Source organism: Glaciihabitans sp. GrIS 2.15, from assembly GCF_035984695.1.
In the GTDB taxonomy this organism is placed as follows: Bacteria; Actinomycetota; Actinomycetes; order Actinomycetales; family Microbacteriaceae; genus Lacisediminihabitans.
In genome coordinates, this window is sequence record NZ_JAXCHU010000001.1 from 165,444 (window position 1) to 182,499 (window position 17,056).

Below are 17,056 nucleotides of genomic sequence, written 5' to 3' on the forward strand. Positions count from 1 at the left end.
TGTGGTGTCACGGTAGGTCTGGCCACCGACATCCGCGCCGCTTATCGGTCGGTAGTGCCATCCACAGCAAGGGGCTCGATCGCGGCGATCTCCGCTTCGGTGAGTGGTGCGCTCTCGAGAGCGGCAACGTTGTTTTCTAGCTGCGCGACACTCGATGCCCCGATCAAGGCCGAAGTGACCTGCGGATGGCGCAGCACCCAGGTCAGCGCGAGCTGCGCGAGACTCTGGTCGCGGCCTTTCGCGATTTCGTTGAGGGCATTGGCGCGCTCGAGATAGGTCTCGCTGATGTTGTCGGAGTTGATCCAGCGGCCCTCGGCGGCACGGGAATCCGCTGGGATGCCCTTCAGGTAGCGGTCCGTGAGCATGCCCTGGGCGAGCGGAGAAAAGACGATGCTGCCCATTCCGATCTCCTCAAGCACCGGAAGGAGGCCTTCGGTCTCGATGTGGCGGTCGAACATGTTGAAGCGCGGCTGGTGGATGAGCAGCGGGATCTTGTACTCGGCGAGAGCCTGATGCGCCGCCACAGTCTGCTCGGTGCTGTAGTTCGAGATTCCGGCGTACAGGGCGCGGCCAGAGGTTACGGCGGTTGCGAGCGCGCCCATGGTCTCCTCAATGGGAGTCTCCGGGTCCGGGCGGTGGGAGTAGAAGATGTCGACATAGTCCAAGCCCATTCGGCCGAGACTCTGATCGAGCGACGACAGCATGTACTTGCGCGATCCCCATTCGCCGTACGGGCCGTCCCACATGTCGTAGCCCGCCTTCGTGGAGATGATGAGCTCGTCGCGGTACGGGCGGAAATCATCCGCGAAGATGCGCCCGAAGTTGGTCTCGGCGCTTCCCGCAGGCGGACCGTAGTTGTTCGCCAGGTCGAAGTGAGTGACACCGAGGTCGAAAGCACGGCGAAGGATAGCTCGCTGGGTCTCGATCGGGCGGTCGAACCCGAAGTTGTTCCACAGGCCGAGCGAGACGGCGGGGAGCTTCAGGCCGCTGCGGCCGACACGGTTGTAATCGATGGTCTGGTAGCGGTCTGCATTCGAGACATAGGTCATGCTCTAACCCTAAAGGCGGCTGTGAACGCGGAATTGCGCCGAGGGCGATGGTGTTGTGTAGAGAGGCAGCGTAACTGCCACCCCCACAAGCGGAAAGTAGGCTCCTCGAATGAACACATTCGTTCTCGCCGGCGGTTGCTTCTGGTGTCTCGACGCGGTCTACCGCACCCTTCGTGGTGTGAGCGATGTCGTATCGGGCTACACCGGAGGCGACACCAAGAACCCCGACTACGACGCCGTCTGCACCGGGAGAACGGGCCACGCGGAGGCCGTCGCGGTCACCTTCGACCCCGAGATCATCCCCGTCGATGTGATACTCGACGTCTTCTTTTCCCTGCACGACCCGCGCCAGCTCAACCGCCAGGGCAATGACGTCGGTTCGCAATACCGCTCCGCCATGTTCTATGCGGATGACGCGCAGAAAGCGCAGTTCGAGACGGCCCGCGACCGCGCATCCGAGTACTGGGACGGCGGGCTCGTCACCGAGATCTCGCCGCTCGGCATCTGGTACGAGGCTGAGGGATATCACCAGGACTTCTTCGCGAAGAACCCGGGCCAGGGCTACTGCATGGCGGTCGCTGTGCCCAAGGTGAACAAGATCCGCAAGTCCTTCGCGGAGTACGTGCTCGCCTCCTAATCCGTCCCCGCGCCTGGCTGTACTCAAAACGCAGGAGATTCGCCATCGGAAGCACGCGTACGTTGCCCAAAGTGCCTTCCTGGTGGTGAATCTCCTGCGTTTTCGGCAGGGGAGTGGGTGCTCGCCGCCGTGTTGCTAGCTCAGGATGGCGCGGAGAGCCTCAAGTTGTTCGACGCGATCCGCGCGTGACCGTGCCAGGGGCTTCACCGAAATCGTGGTGACACCGGAAGCGAGCAGAGCGTCCACGCGGCCGCGTACCTCGGCTTCGGTGCCGATGAGGGCTGTGCCCCGCACGAGTTGGTCCGGCACGGCAGCGGTCGCCTCATCCTTGCGCCCGGTGAGATATAACTCCTGCACCAGCGCCGCTTCATCGGCAAATCCGTATCCCACGGCGAGATCGTTGTAGAAATTTGCCCCGCGCGCCCCCATGCCGCCGACGTAGAGCGCCACGTTCTGCCGGTATACCTCGGCAGCCTGGTCCGCGTGATCCCCGAGGTAAAACGGCACCTGCGCAATCACGTCGAGCGCTCCAAGATCGGGGGAGCGCCTCGCTCCGCCCGCGGCGAGGGACGCGCCCCATGCAGCATCCGCCTTCTCCGGCAGATAGAACAGCGGCAGCCAGCCATCCGCGATTTCGGCGGCCTGCGCCACGGCCTTCGGGGTGAGAGCGGCGATCGAGATCGGGATGGTGTCGCGCACCGGCTGATTGATGATCTTGAGCGGCTTGCCGAGGCCGCGGCCCTGGTCGGCGGGTAGTGGGATCGTGTAGTGCACGCCCGTGAACTCCAGGCGTTCACGTCGCCAGATCGCGCGGCAGATCTCCACGTTCTCCCGGATGCGGCCGAGCGGTGCGTTGAACGGCACGCCGTGGAATCCCTCGATCACCTGTGCTCCGGATGATCCAATACCGAGTTCGAACCGGCCGCGGGAGACCGAATCGAGCCCCGCCGCCGTCATCGCGAGGAGCGTCGGCGTGCGCGAGAAGATCGGCAGGATGCCCGACGCGAGAGTCATTGTCGTGGTGATCGCGGCGAGATAGCCGAGCTGGCTCACCGCATCAAAGGAATAGGCTTCCGCCACCGAGACGAGGTCCACCCCAACCCGCTCAAATTCGGTGACCTCTGCAGCGTTGGTGGTGAAGTCGTCGGCATAGTCGAATACGACTCCGAGGCGCGTAGTGGACGGCATCAGTGTTCTCCCGGAGTTCATCAGATTATCGGTACCAGCTCGTGTCGATGGCGGTGTACGGACTTAGGCTATTGCTGCCAGCATGATTCGGCAGGTACGAACAAAGGAGCTCAATGATGAGCAACACAATGCAGTCAATGTCTGATTCCCACGTTTCTAATGAACACCGCCTGACGGGTCACCGCTGGGTGGCGATGGGGCCGGCTGGAGCGCTCGGCTCCGTGCACAGCGTCGAGGGCGGCTTCACCTTCAAGCTTCTGACGGATGACGGCTATCGCGGTGTCTATCCGACCCTGGATGTCGCGCAAAGCGCGCTCTACGCTGCACTGCTGCCGGGCTCGGAGTGGCCGGAGTTTCGCGAGCACTGACCGATCAGGCCGCTACGTTTGGCGTGTCGTGACTATGGCGTCTACAGTCGACTATCGAACAAACGTTCGAATGTCGGAGGTGGGAAAAATGACCCTTGTTGGCGCGACCGTGACCGTCTGGACCGGAGCCAGGGGCATACCAGAGCGGTTCGTCTGGGCGAGCAGTCGCTATCGAGTCACCGACACGCCGACACCGCTGGATGTCGACTATGCGGCGATCACCCATCCGGGTTCGATGCCGCTCGGCTGGCGCTTCCAGGGTACGTCCGACAGCGGGGACACTCGCATGTTCGACGTGCTCTATGACGCTTCCCGGGGCGAATGGCAACTCCTCCACACCTACGTGTGAAGGGCGGTTCTCCCCGGTTTCGGTGCCGCCAAGTGCGGGAGTCTTGGACGGGTCTCACACTGGCCACATGACCGACACCATCACACTCACCGGCTTTGTGGCCACCGTCCCGAATCACTTCGTCACCGGCGAAGGGCTTCCCGTCACCAGCTTCAGGCTGGCCTCTACCCAACGTCGTTTCGACCGCTCTCGCAACCTGTGGGTCGACAACGGCACCAACTGGTACACCGTCACCTCGTTCCGGCAGCTCGCGATGAACACCAACAGCTCGATCAGGAAGGGCGAGCGGGTGATCGTAACCGGCCGCCTGCGCATCCGGGACTGGACCGCTGGAGATAAGGTCGGCACGTCAATCGAGATCGATGCGGACTCCATCGGCCACGACCTCACTTGGGGTACTGCGTCGTTTACCCGCAGCATGTCGAGCGCGGCGATCGACGCGTCTACGCGGGCAGAGGCGGATGCCGCCGCCCCCGAGTCGTCCGCAGTGACAGCCGCCACCTCCGCTGGCGACGGCTGGCCGACCGCAACACCCGGCGCGCCGGATGGCCCCGATGATTCACCTTCGGCCGGAGACGATGAACTCGTCGGCGCTGCAGCGGACGGCGCGGCCGTACCGTTCTAGGAGCTGGGCCACTGCAGGCCGCCTCGGTCAGCCGCTGTTAGTTGCTCGTTGGTGAGCGGCAACACGGCGGCGAGCAACACGGAGGCGAGCAACTGGCCGCGAGGGACTTGCGCCTCGTCCGTAACTGACCGGTGGGCAACTGACCGGTCGGCAACTGACCGGTCGGCAACTGACCGGTCGGCAACTGACCGGTCGACCCTGCTCCCTCGGTTCCATGATTGATGATGTCCCCGCGGGCGACAGGATCCGCGCGAAGAAGCAGCTCGGTTGTCGCGGAATACCGGCCCTTACGCGTGTCATGCACCGGAAAATGAGCAGTACTGCACTGGCAGGCGAGAGATGTTGCACCTTCCGAATTAGAATCGCGGTGGGCGATTGGTCCCGCACGAACGACTCGGGGAGGTCGACGAGATGGCAACCACTCGTCGGCATCTCCTCGTTCTCATGACGCTCGTGTGTGCAGTCCCGCTGGCGGGTTGTGTGCCCACTGCGCCCGACACCATAACCAGGTCCTCGGCTTCCTTGGCTCCGTCGCCAACCGCCTCCCCGAAGGATGCGACGATCCCGGCTCCCGCAGCGAGCTTTCGGCCCGGCAGCTCTGCGGCGGCGAACAAGGCGTGGTTCGATGCCGCGAACACGAGGCTTTTCGTCGCGAATCAATCAGCGAACGGCCGCGCGATACTCGACTCGCTGGTCGCCGCCGGCTTCGACAAGGCGTCGATGCAGCTGACCCCGGACACAACTTCGATCGACGGGGGAGTCGACTCGATTCTCTTCTCGGTGAAGATCCGTGACTCCTGCCTGCTCGGCCAGCACGGCGCGGGCGGCTACAGCAGTGCGGTCGAACCGGCGTTGAAGAGTGGTCTCTGCCTGATCGGCAAGACCCGTGCCATCGATTGGTAGGAGCCTGCCGGTAAATGTAGGGGTCGATCGACCCAACTAAACTTGCGCCATGGCCGAATTCATTTACTCGATGGTCCGCGCCCGCAAAGCGGTCGGCGACAAGCTCATCCTCGACGATGTCACGATGTCGTTCTTTCCCGGCGCCAAGATCGGCGTGGTCGGGCCGAACGGCGCGGGCAAATCCACGATCCTCAAGATCATGGCCGGCCTCGACACTCCGAGCAATGGCGAAGCGCGCCTGAGCCCGGGCTACAGCGTCGGCATCCTGATGCAGGAGCCGGAGCTCGACGAGACCAAGACCGTGCTCGAGAATGTGCAGGAGGGCGTCGGCCCGATCAAGGCGAAGGTCGACCGTTTCAACGAGGTCTCCGCCGCGATGGCGGACCCGGATGCCGACTTCGATTCGCTGCTCGCGGAGATGGGCGTGCTGCAGGAGGCCATCGATGCCGCTGACGCGTGGGACCTCGACTCCCAACTCGAGCAGGCGATGGATGCTCTACGCACGCCACCCGGGGATGCCAGCGTCTCGAACCTCTCGGGCGGAGAGAAGCGCCGTGTCGCGCTCACCAAGCTGCTGCTTCAGAAGCCGGATCTCCTGCTTCTCGACGAACCGACCAACCACCTCGACGCCGAGAGTGTCCTCTGGCTCGAGCAGCACCTCGCCCAGTATCACGGTGCCGTTCTCGCCGTGACTCACGATAGGTACTTCCTCGACCACGTGGCCGAGTGGATCGCCGAAGTCGACCGAGGCCACCTTTACCCGTACGAGGGCAACTACTCGACCTACCTCGAGAAGAAGGGTGCCCGCCTCGAAGTGCAGGGCAAAAAAGATGCCAAGCTCGCGAAGCGGCTGTCGAGTGAGCTGGAGTGGGTGCGCAGCAACGCCAAGGGTCGCCAGGTCAAGTCGAAGGCCCGTCTCGCGCGCTACGAGGAGATGGCGAACGAAGCGGAGAAGACGCGCAAGCTCGACTTCGAAGAACTCGTGATCCCGGTGGGCCCGCGTCTCGGCGCCCAGGTGATCGACGCCAAGAAGCTCGAAAAGGGCTTCGATGGCCGCGTGCTCATCGATGGCCTGAGCTTCACGCTGCCACGCAACGGAATCGTGGGCGTCATCGGCCCGAATGGCGTCGGCAAGACCACTCTGTTCAAGACGATCACCGGTCTTGAGCCTCTCGACGGCGGCGACCTGAAGATCGGTGAGACCGTCGACATCTCCTACGTCGACCAGGATCGTGGCGGAATCGACCCGACGAAGACCCTGTGGGAGGTCGTGTCCGACGGACAGGACTACATCCAGGTGGGCAAGACCGAGATTCCCTCCCGCGGCTACGTCTCGCAGTTCGGTTTCAAGGGTCCGGACCAGCAGAAGAAGGCCGGCATACTCTCCGGTGGAGAGCGAAACCGCCTCAACCTCGCGCTCACTCTCAAGCAGGGCGGCAACCTGCTCCTGCTCGACGAACCAACCAACGACCTGGACGTCGAAACCCTCGGCAGCCTCGAGAACGCGCTGCTTGAGTTTCCCGGCTGCGCGGTGGTCATCACTCACGATCGGTGGTTCCTCGACCGCATCGCCACCCACATCCTGGCTTACGAGGGCACCGACGCGAGCCCGGGTCACTGGCACTGGTTCGAGGGCAACTTCGAATCCTACGAGGAAAACAAGATCGAACGCCTTGGACCGGATGCCGCGAAGCCGAACCGCTCGGCGTACCGCAAACTCACCCGGGACTGACGCTCATGGCGCGGCTGCACATTCCGACAGTGCTGCGCTGGGGTGACCTCGATGCGTACGGGCATGTCAACAACGTCGAGATTCTGCGCCTGCTCGAGGAGGCCCGTATTCAAGCGCTGTGGATGCCTGACGACGAGGCGGAACGCCCGGCGAGCGCGCCGAGTGCGGTGCTGGATGCCCGGCTCGGCTCGGCGACCCTGAGCATCATCGCGCGCACCGAGATCGAGTACCTCGTACCGATCGATTATCGCCGCACACCGCTCGACATCGAGGTGTGGATCGGACGCCTCGGCGGTGCAGACATCGATGTCTGTTACGAGATCCGCTCTCCGGTCGGCATCGAGCCGGACGAGCTGTTCGCGCGGGCCACGACGCGGGTGGTGCTGTGCGACTCGCAAACGATGAAACCACGCCGACTGAGCACGGGGGAGCGTTTGGCGTGGAAGCCGTATGTGGAAGAGGCTCTGGTCTTCACCCGGCGCTGAGGCCGTTTTCGGGTTCTGGCCTATTTCGGGTTCTGGCCTATTTCGGGTTCTGCGTGAAGGACCCGGTCCAGATCGCACGCACGCCCGATTCGCCGATCTGTACGACCGTGGCAACAGATCCGATGGCGAGAACGACGACAACCACCGCCAGTGCGATGGTGATGATGCGGCGCGCGGTCCTGCCGGGTACGCGGGAGGCGAATCTGGCATCCGGAGCGTTGACGAAGCGAAACCAGAACCACTGCAGTGCGGCGACGAGGAAGGTGGCAACGGCCCACGGCAGCAGGGTCGTGCCGAGTGCCGCGTGGGCCGCGACGAGCTCGGTGTGACCGACCCTGGCCTGCAGCCATTCCCCGGCCTGGGTGGTGATCGGCACCGAGATCAGCGCGCCGAGGGCGATGATCGGCGTCACGATCCCGAGTCGCCGCCGGGCAGCGGGCCATGCCGCGGCAAGCAGCGTACAGAGCGCTGCCACTGGCACGACGACGACCACGAAATGCACGAGCAGCACATGCAGCGGAAGCCCGTTGAACTCATAGTCCATCAGGCAGTCACGACCGCATCCCCCGTGACGGTGACCTTGATGGCGGTGAGTCCCGTCACGGCCGGCCCGTTGAGCACGGCACCGGTCTCGGCGTTGAACTTGGAGCCGTGGCAGGAGCAGTCGAAGTCTTTGGCGGCGGCCCCCACGGTGCAGCCCTGATGGGTACAGACCGCGCTGAAGCACATGACAGTGCCAGCGGTCGGCTGGGAGAGGAGCACAGGAAGCTCTCCGATCTTCGCGGCCTTGGTGCCGCCGACCGGGATATCAGCCACCTTCACAACCTCGGTTCCCGCGGCAATCTTTGGGGAAGCCGCTGTCGAGCCGGATCCGCTACCGGAGCCACTCGGTGCGGGTGAGCTGCAGGCGGCAAGCGCGAGTGCTCCCGCTCCGACGACGGTGGCACTGCCGGCGCTGAGCAGCGCGCGGCGGGTGAGAGAAGTTGGTGCGGTCATGGACTGTTCCTCCGGAAATGAGTGGCGTGCGACGTGAAGAGCCTGTCACCTGGAGATACGAACTCGGTGCCGAATCGGTTCAATTCCGCTGGGAATAAACCGAGAGGGCGGTGACTGTCGCCTGCGGGCGGGACGGCATCAACGTAGCGTTCATACCTGGCTGGAATCGGATGCCCGCGCTGGTCGAGGGAATTTACCAGACGGATCGCGCCGCCGGACAGCACCGTCGAACCCACGGGCACGATGAGTTCCGCGGTCGCGGACATCCATTCTGTCGATGTGTCTCACGGTCGATGACATCCTTTCTGTCGATGTGCTCTCGTCGGCGGACAGGCACGTATCTCGGCGCGGCAATGCCTGGGCCGCTCGCCCCGATCGCCACCGGCCCAGCGTCAGCGAGGCATACTGAAGCATGACCGATCCGGGTGCGATCACCACCGATCTCCGTGCGATGCTCTCCCGCACGATCGAGCGGCTGGAGTCGATGGGGATCGGGGACGAGGCGATCGCGAGTCTGCGTCCCGCCCGCCGCATCGCGCTCATCCCGCGTCCGGCCGTGATGGATGCCCTCGGCCGGGCCTGGCGCCTCGGGGTGCTGCTTCTCGACCGGGACGGCCGGCTCTTCGCCACCGGAGGAATCACCCGGGCGATCGAGCTGACCTACGAGACCGTGTACATGAATTCTGAGGCGCTTTACCGGCGGGGACTGCGCGTGGCCGCGACGCGCGGCGGTTTTGCGCTCGGCGACACTGTGAATTTCGATGTCATCGAGATTGCCCTCGATGCCGTGAGCCTCCGTGCCGAGACCGGACCGTTGTCGCTGCGGGATGGCACCGTGATGGTGCGCTGGGTTGCCGGCGAGGGAGACCAGGGGCTCGCCAGTCTCGAGTCCTATCTCGCGGAGCGCACCGACATCCTCGCCGGGGACTGACGAGTTCCCGAGGCGCGCTCCCGGTGCTGGCTCCCGGTGCTGGCTTAAGGTGCTGGCTTAAGGTGCTGGCTCAAGGTGCTGGCCCAACGACGTCGCGGTGGTGATATGCCCTCGTGGAGGGAGTTGTAACTCCCGCCGGGACGCGTTCGCGCCTCCGCGAGCGGTCGTATCCCCCGCCACGACGGGAAACGGGAACATCCAGAACGGGAACGGGGGACGGGAACATCCTCTCCGGGGGCTGACCTGCTCACGAAGGCGCCTCGCACTGCCGTCCAGCGACGTCGCGGCGGCGGTGCGCCCTCGTGGAGGGAGTTATAAATCCCGCCGGGATGCGTTCGCGCCTCCGCGAGCGGTCGTATCCCCCGCCACGACAGGAAACGGGAACATCCAGAACGGGAACGGGAACGGGAACGGGAACGGGAACGGGAACGGGGGACATCCTCTCCGGGGGCTGACCTGCTCACGAGGGCGCCTCGCACTGCCGTCCAGCGACGTCGCGGCGGCGGTGCGCCCTCGTGGAGGGAGTTATAAATCCCGCCGGGATGCGTTTGCGCCTCCGCGAGCGGTCGTATCCCCCGCCACGACGTGAACCACGAGCATGCTCGACGGGGACGGGGACGGGGACGGGGACGGGGACGGGGACGGGGACGGGGACGGGGCCGGGGCCAGGACCGGGAACTGGAACGGGGGACGGGGCCGGGACCGGGGACTGCGGGACCGGGGACTGCCGTCCTAGTCCCGCCGGGGCAGCCGGACCATGCCCTCCTGGGCCACGCTCGCGAGCAGTGCGCCGTCGCGGCTGAAGATGCGCCCAAGCGAGAGACCACGACCGCCGGTGGCGTTCGGGGACTCTTGCGCATAGAGCATCCACTCGTCCACCCGGCCGAAGCGGTGGAACCACATCGCGTGGTCGAGGCTCGCCGCCTTGAGCCCGGGCGTAGACCAGGCCACGCCATGACGGCGGAATATCGGCTCGAGAATCGAATAGTCGCTCGCGTAGGCGAGAGCGGCCCGATGCAGGTTGGGGTCATCCGGCAGCCGCCCAGTTGCCTTCAGCCACACGGCCTGATGGGCGACACGCGGTCCGTCCACACTAAGGAACACCGGGGAGGGCACATGACGCATGTCGAACGGACGGCCGATCGCCCACTGCTTAGCGATCGGATGCCCGACGTCCGCAAGCACCTCGGCGGCGGTGGGCAGATCCTCTGGCTGTGGCAGGCCGGTCGGCATCTCGACCTGGTGTTCGAGGCCGTCGTCGGAGTCCTGGAACGACGCGATCATCGACAGGATCGGCAGGCCCGATTGGTAGGCCTGGATGCGCCGGGTGGAGAACGATCGCCCGTCGTGGATGCGATCGACCGAGAAGGTGATCGGCAGGTCGATATTGCCTGGCCGCAGAAAATAACCGTGCAGTGAGTGAATGACACGTTCTTCCGCGATGGTGCGCTGGGCGGCGACGAGTGACTGCGCGAGCACCTGCCCGCCGAATACCCGGCCAAGAGCCGACCACTGGCTGGTGCCGATGAAGATCTCCTCACTCGTGCGGGCATGAGTATCCGTGAGATCGAGTGCCGATAGGAGGTCAATGAGCGGGTCGGTCATGGTGTTCTCCCGGGGTCCGGCGGTCATGGGGCAGCGAGAACCCCGGAGCTCCTATAGTTTAGAGACCAGATGAGCCAGACATTTTCCCTTGTTGACTCCCACTCCCTTGGCGACCTGCAGGTCTTTCTCAGCCGCGCCCAGCGTGTGGAGGACGGTTCTGTGCGCCTGATTTCTGGTTCAGGGGTGCTCGCGGTCTATGTTGCAGTGCTCGTGCCGGCTGGCCTGTTGGACGAGAGCGCGACAGTGCTCGGGCTGCGTACCTTCGCCCTGACCGATGTCGACACCTTCGACGTTGTGGTGCCGGTGCGTTCGTTGCTCGAGCGCCTCAATCGGCTGCAGGGCGAGGTTGTTGACGCCGCCGCTGCGGTCTCCGTGAGCTTGCCGATGCAGGTCAACACCGTCACCTGGGCCGCGATCTCGCCGCCACGGGGCGGCTGGAAGGAGCTCGAGTCGGTGGAGGCATCCATGCTCGAATCGGTGGCGAAGGCGGGCATCGATGAGGTGGCCGCCGCGGTACCGACCGGTACCGGCGAGCAGATTGTTCAGCGCGTACGCTCGGAGGTGTGGGGGCATCCGATTTCCGGGCTCGAATACGTGCCCGCCGGAGCCGCCTTTGCCGGGCTCTCACTCGGATTCTTCGGTGGCACTGATCCGGTGCGCATCTATGAGACCGGACCGTGGACACGCCTGACCTCCGAGCGCGGTCACGTGTTGGTGAAGCGCCGCGCGTGGAGCCTGCAGCGCTAGTCCGTTACCCCGTTGCGTCTCCGCGAGGGGTCAATCTCGTACCTCGACCACCTCGACCACCTCTGCCCGCTCGGCTGGCGCGGCGAAACTCGCGCTGTGTTCGTGCGGAACTCGGCGATGATCCGGTCGTTGAAATCTGTCCTGCACCAATTCTCTGCCGATCAAACCAACTGCGCCACAGCGCGCCCGGCGACCCGCCCCGAGAAGAGGCACCCGCCGAGGAAAGTACCCTCAAGCGACCGGTAGCCGTGCATGCCCCCACCGCCGAATCCGCTCACCTCTCCGGCCGCGTACAGGCCGGGGATCGGCTTGCCGGTCGCTGAAAGGGCGCGGCCCTGAAGATCAGTTTCAATGCCGCCGAGGCTCTTTCGGGTGAGGATGTGCAGTTTCACGGCGATCAGCGGCCCCGCCTTCGGGTCCAGGATGCGGTGGGGCCTCGCCACGCGGATGAGCTTGTCGCCGCGATACCGGCGTGCCTGCCGAATGGCATTGACCTGGGCATCCTTCGAGAAGTCGTTGGCGAGCTCACGGTCGCGACCCTCGATCTCCTGACGCACCCGAGCGGTGTCGATCGGGATGTCCGGACTCAGCTTCTGCATGCCCGCGAGCAGCTCATCGAGGGTATTCGCCACCACGAAGTCGGCGCCCTTCTGTGTGAACGCCTTCACCGGACCCGGTGCCCCGGGCTGAAGTCGCTTTGCGAGCAGGCGATAGTCCTTGTTCGTCAGGTCGGGGTTCTGCTCGCTGCCGGAGAGGGCGAACTCCTTCTCGATGATCTTCTGCGTGAGCACGAACCAGCTGTGGTCATACCCGGTCGCGACGATGTGCTCCAGCGTGCCGAGGGTGTCAAACCCGGGAAACAGTGGCACCGGCAGACGGCGGCCCGTGGCATCCAGCCAGATTGACGATGGTCCGGGAAGGATGCGGATGCCGTGCCGCGCCCACACGGGCGCGTAGTTTTCGATGCCCTCGACGTAATGCCACATGCGGTCGCCGTTGATGAGGTGCGCGCCGGCCTGCTCGCTGATGCCGAGCATGCGGCCGTCGACGTGGGCCGGTACCCCCGAGAGCATCGACTTCGGCGGCGTTCCCAGGCGGGCTGGCCACTGCTCGCGCACGAGGTCGTGATTGCCGCCGATACCGCCGCTTGTCACGATCACGGCGCTGGCGTGGAGCTCGAATTCACCGGTGATCTCGCGGCTGGAGGGGGCGCCGCGCTCCGCGGCATCCGGGGCAAGGATGGCGCCGCGCGCGCCAACGACAGCGCCGCCCTGGACGATGAGCTCGTCGACCCGGTGACGGAACTTCAGTGTCACGAGGCCGCTCTCGACTCCCCGGCGTACCCGGCGCACGAACGGAGCGAGCACTCCGGGGCCGGTGCCCCAGGCGATATGGAATCGGGGCACGGAATTGCCGTGCTCGAGGGCGGTGTAGCCCCCGCGCTCCGCCCAGCCGACCACGGGGAAGAATCGCACGCCCTGGTCGTGCAGCCAGGATCGTTTCTCTCCGGCGGCGAAGTCGAGGTAGGCCTCGGCCCACTTCTTCGGCCAGGCGTCTTCGTCGCGGTCAAATCCGGCCGAAGCGAACCAGTCTTGACGCGCGAGCTCGACCGAGTCGTGCACGCCAAGGCGTCGTTGCTCGGGAGAATCGATCAGGAAGATACCGCCGAAGGACCACCAGGCCTGGCCTCCGAAGCTCGCCTTCGGCTCCTGCTCGAGGATCGTGACCTTCTTGCCGGCATCCACGAGCTCGGCAGCAGCCACGAGCCCGGCGAGTCCGGCTCCCACGATCAGCACGTCAGTGGCGGTCGAGTCGAGCATCCGGTGGCTCCTTCGTCACGGTAGGCGGTGATGTCACGCTACCCCGTGTGGGGCATCACGAAGTGTGCAGCTCCCAGGCGGAGGTGACCGCGTCCACCCAGAGGTGGAGAACGGCTCGCCCACGCCACTCGATCACCGGGGGCGTATGAACCCTGGGAAAGTCGCGGGCGTGGCGACGACCCCGAGTGGATGCTGGCGCTCGCCGTGCTGACCGCCGAGTAGTCCACCCCGGTGGCGACTGTCGCGACGACGATGCCCCCGAGCCCGATGGAAGGAATTGCCGAGGCCGGCGCCGCGCTTATGGGCGGAGCCCCGCCCAGGCCATCGCTTCAAGAATTTGGCCGGTAGCTGCGGAATGACCGGTGTGCGGCGTCGAGTTGATCAGCCCGAAGGTGGCGTGCGCCTTCACGTGCAGCCCAGCGGCCTCGGCACCGGGGTCGAGTCGCGCGAGCACGCTGACCCAGAGGCTGACATAGCTGCGTTGCAGGGTGCGCACCCGGTGCTGATCGGGGAAGCCGAGACTCTCCAGGTCGCGATCCTGCACGCGGATGACATCGGCGTTTGCGAGGGCGAAGGCGACGTGGAAGGAGATGAGGGCGCGGAGGGTGGCCGGGGCGTCCTCTGCTTCGTCGATCACGCGTGCACCCCCGTCGAAGAGTCCTTGGCTCACGTCGATGAGAAGGGCCGCAAGCACGGACTGCTTGCCCGGGAAATGCCGGTAAACGGCCGGTCCGCTGACGCCGGCGGCGGAGCCGAGATCTTCCATGGAGACCCGGTCGAAGCCGCGTTCGGCGAAGAGACGGGCCGCGGCATCGAGCAGTGCCCGGCGGCGGTCGGCCTTGGCGCGTGCCCGTGGAGTCTCTCGAGGATCGATGGCTAGTGACATCCGACCCCTCCGATCGTGTCGATTCACACCCTACTGTAGACAATCCAGTTAGCCGTGACTAACGTCAATGGGTGAGCGATCATTCACCGAGCCGTCGACGGAGACATTATGGATTGTTACCTCACGGACGACCGACGGCGAACGGGCGACCAAGTGCAGCTCATGGTGGATTTGTGGAACCAGGGATTCTCGGACTGATGGACGGCGTAAAGATGGACGGGATGCAGCGGGACATCCTGCAGCGCGGTCTCTGGTTCGAGGAGTTCGAAGTCGGTGTGCGCTATCTTCATCGGCCGGGCCGCACCGTCACTGAGGCGGACAACGTGTTATTCACGACCCTCACGATGAACACACAGGCGCTGCATCTCGACGCGGCGTTCGCCGCCACCCAGCCGTTCGGACAGCGGCTCGTCAACTCGATGTTCACACTCTCGACCCTGGTGGGAAGCTCCGTCGCACAACTCACCCAGGGAACGCTGGTGGCGAGTCTCGGGTTCAGCGAGATCACCTTCCCGGCGCCGCTCTTCCTCGGCGACACCCTTTACTCGTCGAGCATCGTCGAAGAGATGCGGCTATCGCTATCGCGACCCGGCCAGGGAATTGTGGTGCTTCGTCACGTCGGCCGCAACCAAGATGACGTGATCGTCGCGACCGCTCTGCGCTCGACGCTCGTCTGGTGCGAGAAGGCCGATCGGTGAGATTCGACCTCGGCCCGGCCCTGTTGTTCTGCCCCGCAGACCGTCCCGATCGCTTCGCTAAAGCAGCGGAGCGAGCGGATGCCGTCATCCTCGATCTCGAGGATGCCGTAGCGCCGCACGAGAAAGCCGCTGCCCGCGAAGCGCTGATCGCCAGCCGTCTCGACCCGGCCTCCACGATCGTGCGCGTGAACGCGGTGCACTCGGGATGCTTCGCCGACGATCTCGCGGCGCTCGCGCGCACCGACTATCGCCGGGTCATGCTCGCGAAGACCGAAAGCGCCGAGCAGGTTTCCCTCCTCGACGGATGGGACGTGATCGCACTCTGCGAGACGGCGGCAGGAATCGCAGAAGTGGCATCGATCGCAGCCGAGTCGTCAGTGGTCGCGGTGATGTGGGGGGCCGAGGACCTGGTCGCGTCCCTCGGCGGCACCTCGAGCCGGCAGGAAGACGGCAGCTATCGCGCGATCGCATCGTATGCCCGCTCGAGCATGCTTCTCGCGGCGGGTGCGGCGGGGAAAGCCGCGATCGATTCGGTGTATCTCAACATCCCCGACCTCAACGGACTCGCGCTCGAGGCGAGGGATGCCCGGGCCAGCGGATTTGCGGCGACCGCATGCATTCACCCGACTCAGGTGGGGGTGATCCGGGATGCCTATCGCCCGACGCAGGAGGAGGTTGCCTTCGCGACCGCGCTGCTCGCGGCCGCGGAGGGGGAGCGCGGGGTGTTCCGCTTCGAGGGGCGAATGGTGGACGAGCCAGTGCTCCGGCACGCGCGCTCGATCCTGCGGCGGGCGGAACGCGGTTGACCATGCAGCAAATGGTCAGCCGTGCGCCAATTCATCCGGCCGCAGGGCTGACAAACCGCAGCACGGTCGCCGCCTGAAGTCAGCGGCCGAAGGAGCCGGCTGCCGGGCAATCGAAGGGATCGCCGCCGGCTGACAGACCAACCCGATTGAGGTAGCGCACCACGATCGCGTACGACGCTCGCAGGGAGGTCTCCGTGTACACGATCCCGTGCGCGTCGCAATACTCGCGGGCGATCTCTCGTGCCTTCTTCAGGTGCGGCCGGGGCATGTTGGGGAAAAGGTGGTGCTCGACCTGATGGTTGAGTCCGCCCATGAAGGTGTCCATCATCCAATTGCCGCGGATGTTTCGCGACGTCAGCACCTGGCGTCGCAGGAAGTCGACCTTCGAGTCGTGCGGGAGCACGGGCATCCCCTTGTGGTTCGGGGCAAATGAGGCGCCCATGTAGACGCCGAAGACGGCGAGCTGCACACCGATGAACGCGCACGCCAGGCCGGGAGACATCAGGAGGAAGATCGCGACCACATAGAGCACGATTCGGGGTACAAGCATCGCGATCTCGAGCCAGCGCCGATCAACCTTTGCCCGTCCGAACACGGTGCGGAATCCCGCGATGTGCAGGTTAAGACCTTCGAAAATGAGGATCGGGAAGAACAGGTAGCCCTGCCGCTTGGTGAACCAGGCATAGAGGCCACTCGCCTTGGCCGCATCCTCCGGCACGAACGAGACGAAGTCCCGCTCGATGTCCGGGTCTTTACCGGTGACGTTCGGGTTCGCGTGGTGCCGACTGTGCTTCGTCATCCACCAGGAATAGCTGATCCCCACGAAGAGGTTCGCAATTGTGCGGCCGGCAAGGTCGTTGGCCCGGCCCGACTCGAAGACCTGGCGGTGGGATGCCTCATGGGCGAGGAAGGCGAATTGGGTAAAGATCACCCCGAGAACGGCGGCGAGAAGCAGTTGGAACCAGGAATCTCCGAGCAGCACCATTCCAGCGACCGTTGCGCCGAGTACGCCGAGCAACGCGGCGAACATGCCGTAGTAGAAGCCGTGGCTGCGTCGAAGCAGGCCAGCATCGCGAACGGTGCGGAGGAGTGCCGAGTATTCGGTCGTGGGGTTCGACCGGTCGCCTCGTGGTTTCGTCTTGGTGAAAGTGACGACGGGAGGCGTGATGATGGACATGAGTAGCCTTGCTGTAAAGAACCGGTGGAGTGGGTGACCGGGGCGCAGGCAACC

The 17,056-nt window shown here is 65.1% G+C and carries 19 protein-coding genes; 11 read left to right on the forward strand and 8 right to left on the reverse strand.

What is annotated here, in order from left to right; all coding sequences use genetic code 11:
- Positions 1-41: 41 nt before the first annotated feature.
- Complete coding sequence (gene mgrA / locus RCH11_RS00835; RefSeq protein ID WP_327055091.1) at positions 42-1,049, reverse strand: L-glyceraldehyde 3-phosphate reductase; 1,008 nt, start codon at positions 1,047-1,049, stop codon at positions 42-44.
- Positions 1,050-1,158: 109 nt separating this feature from the next.
- Between mgrA and msrA the strand changes: the two genes are divergently transcribed.
- Complete coding sequence (msrA, locus tag RCH11_RS00840; RefSeq protein WP_327055092.1) at positions 1,159-1,686, forward strand: peptide-methionine (S)-S-oxide reductase MsrA; 528 nt, start codon at positions 1,159-1,161, stop codon at positions 1,684-1,686.
- A gap of 135 nt (positions 1,687-1,821) precedes the next feature.
- On the opposite strand, the gene RCH11_RS00845 is transcribed toward msrA, so the two are convergent.
- On the reverse strand, positions 1,822-2,874 hold the full coding sequence (locus tag RCH11_RS00845) for an LLM class F420-dependent oxidoreductase (RefSeq protein ID WP_327055093.1): 1,053 nt from the start codon (positions 2,872-2,874) through the stop codon (positions 1,822-1,824).
- A 137-nt stretch (positions 2,875-3,011) separates the two neighbouring features.
- Between RCH11_RS00845 and RCH11_RS00850 the strand changes: the two genes are divergently transcribed.
- The 6 genes from RCH11_RS00850 to RCH11_RS00875 all read left to right on the forward strand — a co-directional run bounded on the left by RCH11_RS00850 (position 3,012) and on the right by RCH11_RS00875 (position 7,336).
- Positions 3,012-3,242 (forward strand): methyltransferase, encoded by a 231-nt coding sequence (locus tag RCH11_RS00850; protein ID WP_327055094.1) that lies wholly within the window; start codon positions 3,012-3,014, stop codon positions 3,240-3,242.
- 88 nt (positions 3,243-3,330) lie between these two features.
- A complete protein-coding gene (locus RCH11_RS00855) occupies positions 3,331-3,591 on the forward strand; it encodes a hypothetical protein (RefSeq protein WP_327055095.1) in 261 nt (86 codons plus the stop codon).
- A gap of 67 nt (positions 3,592-3,658) precedes the next feature.
- Positions 3,659-4,216, forward strand: coding sequence for a single-stranded DNA-binding protein (locus RCH11_RS00860; RefSeq protein WP_327055096.1), 558 nt, complete (start codon positions 3,659-3,661; stop codon positions 4,214-4,216).
- Between the two features lie 411 nt (positions 4,217-4,627).
- Positions 4,628-5,119 (forward strand): DUF6993 domain-containing protein, encoded by a 492-nt coding sequence (locus RCH11_RS00865; RefSeq protein ID WP_327055097.1) that lies wholly within the window; start codon positions 4,628-4,630, stop codon positions 5,117-5,119.
- 49 nt (positions 5,120-5,168) lie between these two features.
- Positions 5,169-6,851: an energy-dependent translational throttle protein EttA gene (gene ettA, locus RCH11_RS00870; RefSeq protein WP_327055098.1), complete on the forward strand. Its 1,683-nt coding sequence runs from the start codon at positions 5,169-5,171 to the stop codon at positions 6,849-6,851.
- 5 nt (positions 6,852-6,856) lie between these two features.
- The gene (locus RCH11_RS00875) at positions 6,857-7,336 is read left to right on the forward strand and encodes an acyl-CoA thioesterase (RefSeq protein WP_327055099.1); all 480 of its coding nucleotides are present in this window, start codon (positions 6,857-6,859) and stop codon (positions 7,334-7,336) included.
- 37 nt (positions 7,337-7,373) lie between these two features.
- On the opposite strand, the gene RCH11_RS00880 is transcribed toward RCH11_RS00875, so the two are convergent.
- Positions 7,374-7,880 (reverse strand): hypothetical protein, encoded by a 507-nt coding sequence (locus tag RCH11_RS00880; protein ID WP_327055100.1) that lies wholly within the window; start codon positions 7,878-7,880, stop codon positions 7,374-7,376.
- Positions 7,880-8,332, reverse strand: a complete 453-nt coding sequence (locus RCH11_RS00885) for a QcrA and Rieske domain-containing protein (protein WP_327055101.1) — start codon at positions 8,330-8,332, stop codon at positions 7,880-7,882. The genes RCH11_RS00880 and RCH11_RS00885 overlap by 1 nt, the downstream gene beginning before the upstream one ends.
- A gap of 412 nt (positions 8,333-8,744) precedes the next feature.
- On the opposite strand from RCH11_RS00885, the gene RCH11_RS00890 reads away from it, so the two are divergent.
- The gene (locus RCH11_RS00890; protein ID WP_327055102.1) at positions 8,745-9,263 is read left to right on the forward strand and encodes a hypothetical protein; all 519 of its coding nucleotides are present in this window, start codon (positions 8,745-8,747) and stop codon (positions 9,261-9,263) included.
- A gap of 732 nt (positions 9,264-9,995) precedes the next feature.
- Here RCH11_RS00890 and RCH11_RS00895 read toward each other — a convergent pair.
- Positions 9,996-10,868, reverse strand: coding sequence for an acyl-CoA thioesterase (locus RCH11_RS00895; RefSeq protein WP_327055103.1), 873 nt, complete (start codon positions 10,866-10,868; stop codon positions 9,996-9,998).
- Positions 10,869-10,937: 69 nt separating this feature from the next.
- On the opposite strand from RCH11_RS00895, the gene RCH11_RS00900 reads away from it, so the two are divergent.
- On the forward strand, positions 10,938-11,615 hold the full coding sequence (locus RCH11_RS00900; RefSeq protein ID WP_327055104.1) for a hypothetical protein: 678 nt from the start codon (positions 10,938-10,940) through the stop codon (positions 11,613-11,615).
- A gap of 161 nt (positions 11,616-11,776) precedes the next feature.
- Here RCH11_RS00900 and RCH11_RS00905 read toward each other — a convergent pair whose 3' ends face one another.
- Both RCH11_RS00905 and RCH11_RS00910 read right to left on the reverse strand, forming a co-directional pair.
- Entirely contained in the window at positions 11,777-13,435 is a 1,659-nt protein-coding gene (locus tag RCH11_RS00905; protein ID WP_327055105.1) for an FAD-binding dehydrogenase, read from the reverse strand.
- Positions 13,436-13,733: 298 nt separating this feature from the next.
- Positions 13,734-14,321: a TetR/AcrR family transcriptional regulator gene (locus RCH11_RS00910; protein WP_327055106.1), complete on the reverse strand. Its 588-nt coding sequence runs from the start codon at positions 14,319-14,321 to the stop codon at positions 13,734-13,736.
- A 197-nt stretch (positions 14,322-14,518) separates the two neighbouring features.
- On the opposite strand from RCH11_RS00910, the gene RCH11_RS00915 reads away from it, so the two are divergent.
- Together RCH11_RS00915 and RCH11_RS00920 are read left to right on the forward strand one after the other, a co-directional pair.
- Entirely contained in the window at positions 14,519-15,019 is a 501-nt protein-coding gene (locus RCH11_RS00915; RefSeq protein ID WP_327055107.1) for a MaoC family dehydratase, read from the forward strand.
- Positions 15,016-15,825 carry an HpcH/HpaI aldolase/citrate lyase family protein gene (locus tag RCH11_RS00920; protein WP_327055108.1) on the forward strand — a complete coding sequence of 270 codons (810 nt, stop codon included), beginning with the start codon at positions 15,016-15,018 and terminating at the stop codon, positions 15,823-15,825. The genes RCH11_RS00915 and RCH11_RS00920 overlap by 4 nt, the downstream gene beginning before the upstream one ends.
- 79 nt (positions 15,826-15,904) lie before the next feature.
- Here RCH11_RS00920 and RCH11_RS00925 read toward each other — a convergent pair whose 3' ends face one another.
- Complete coding sequence (locus tag RCH11_RS00925) at positions 15,905-17,002, reverse strand: fatty acid desaturase family protein (protein WP_327055109.1); 1,098 nt, start codon at positions 17,000-17,002, stop codon at positions 15,905-15,907.
- Between the last annotated feature and the right edge of the window lie 54 nt (positions 17,003-17,056).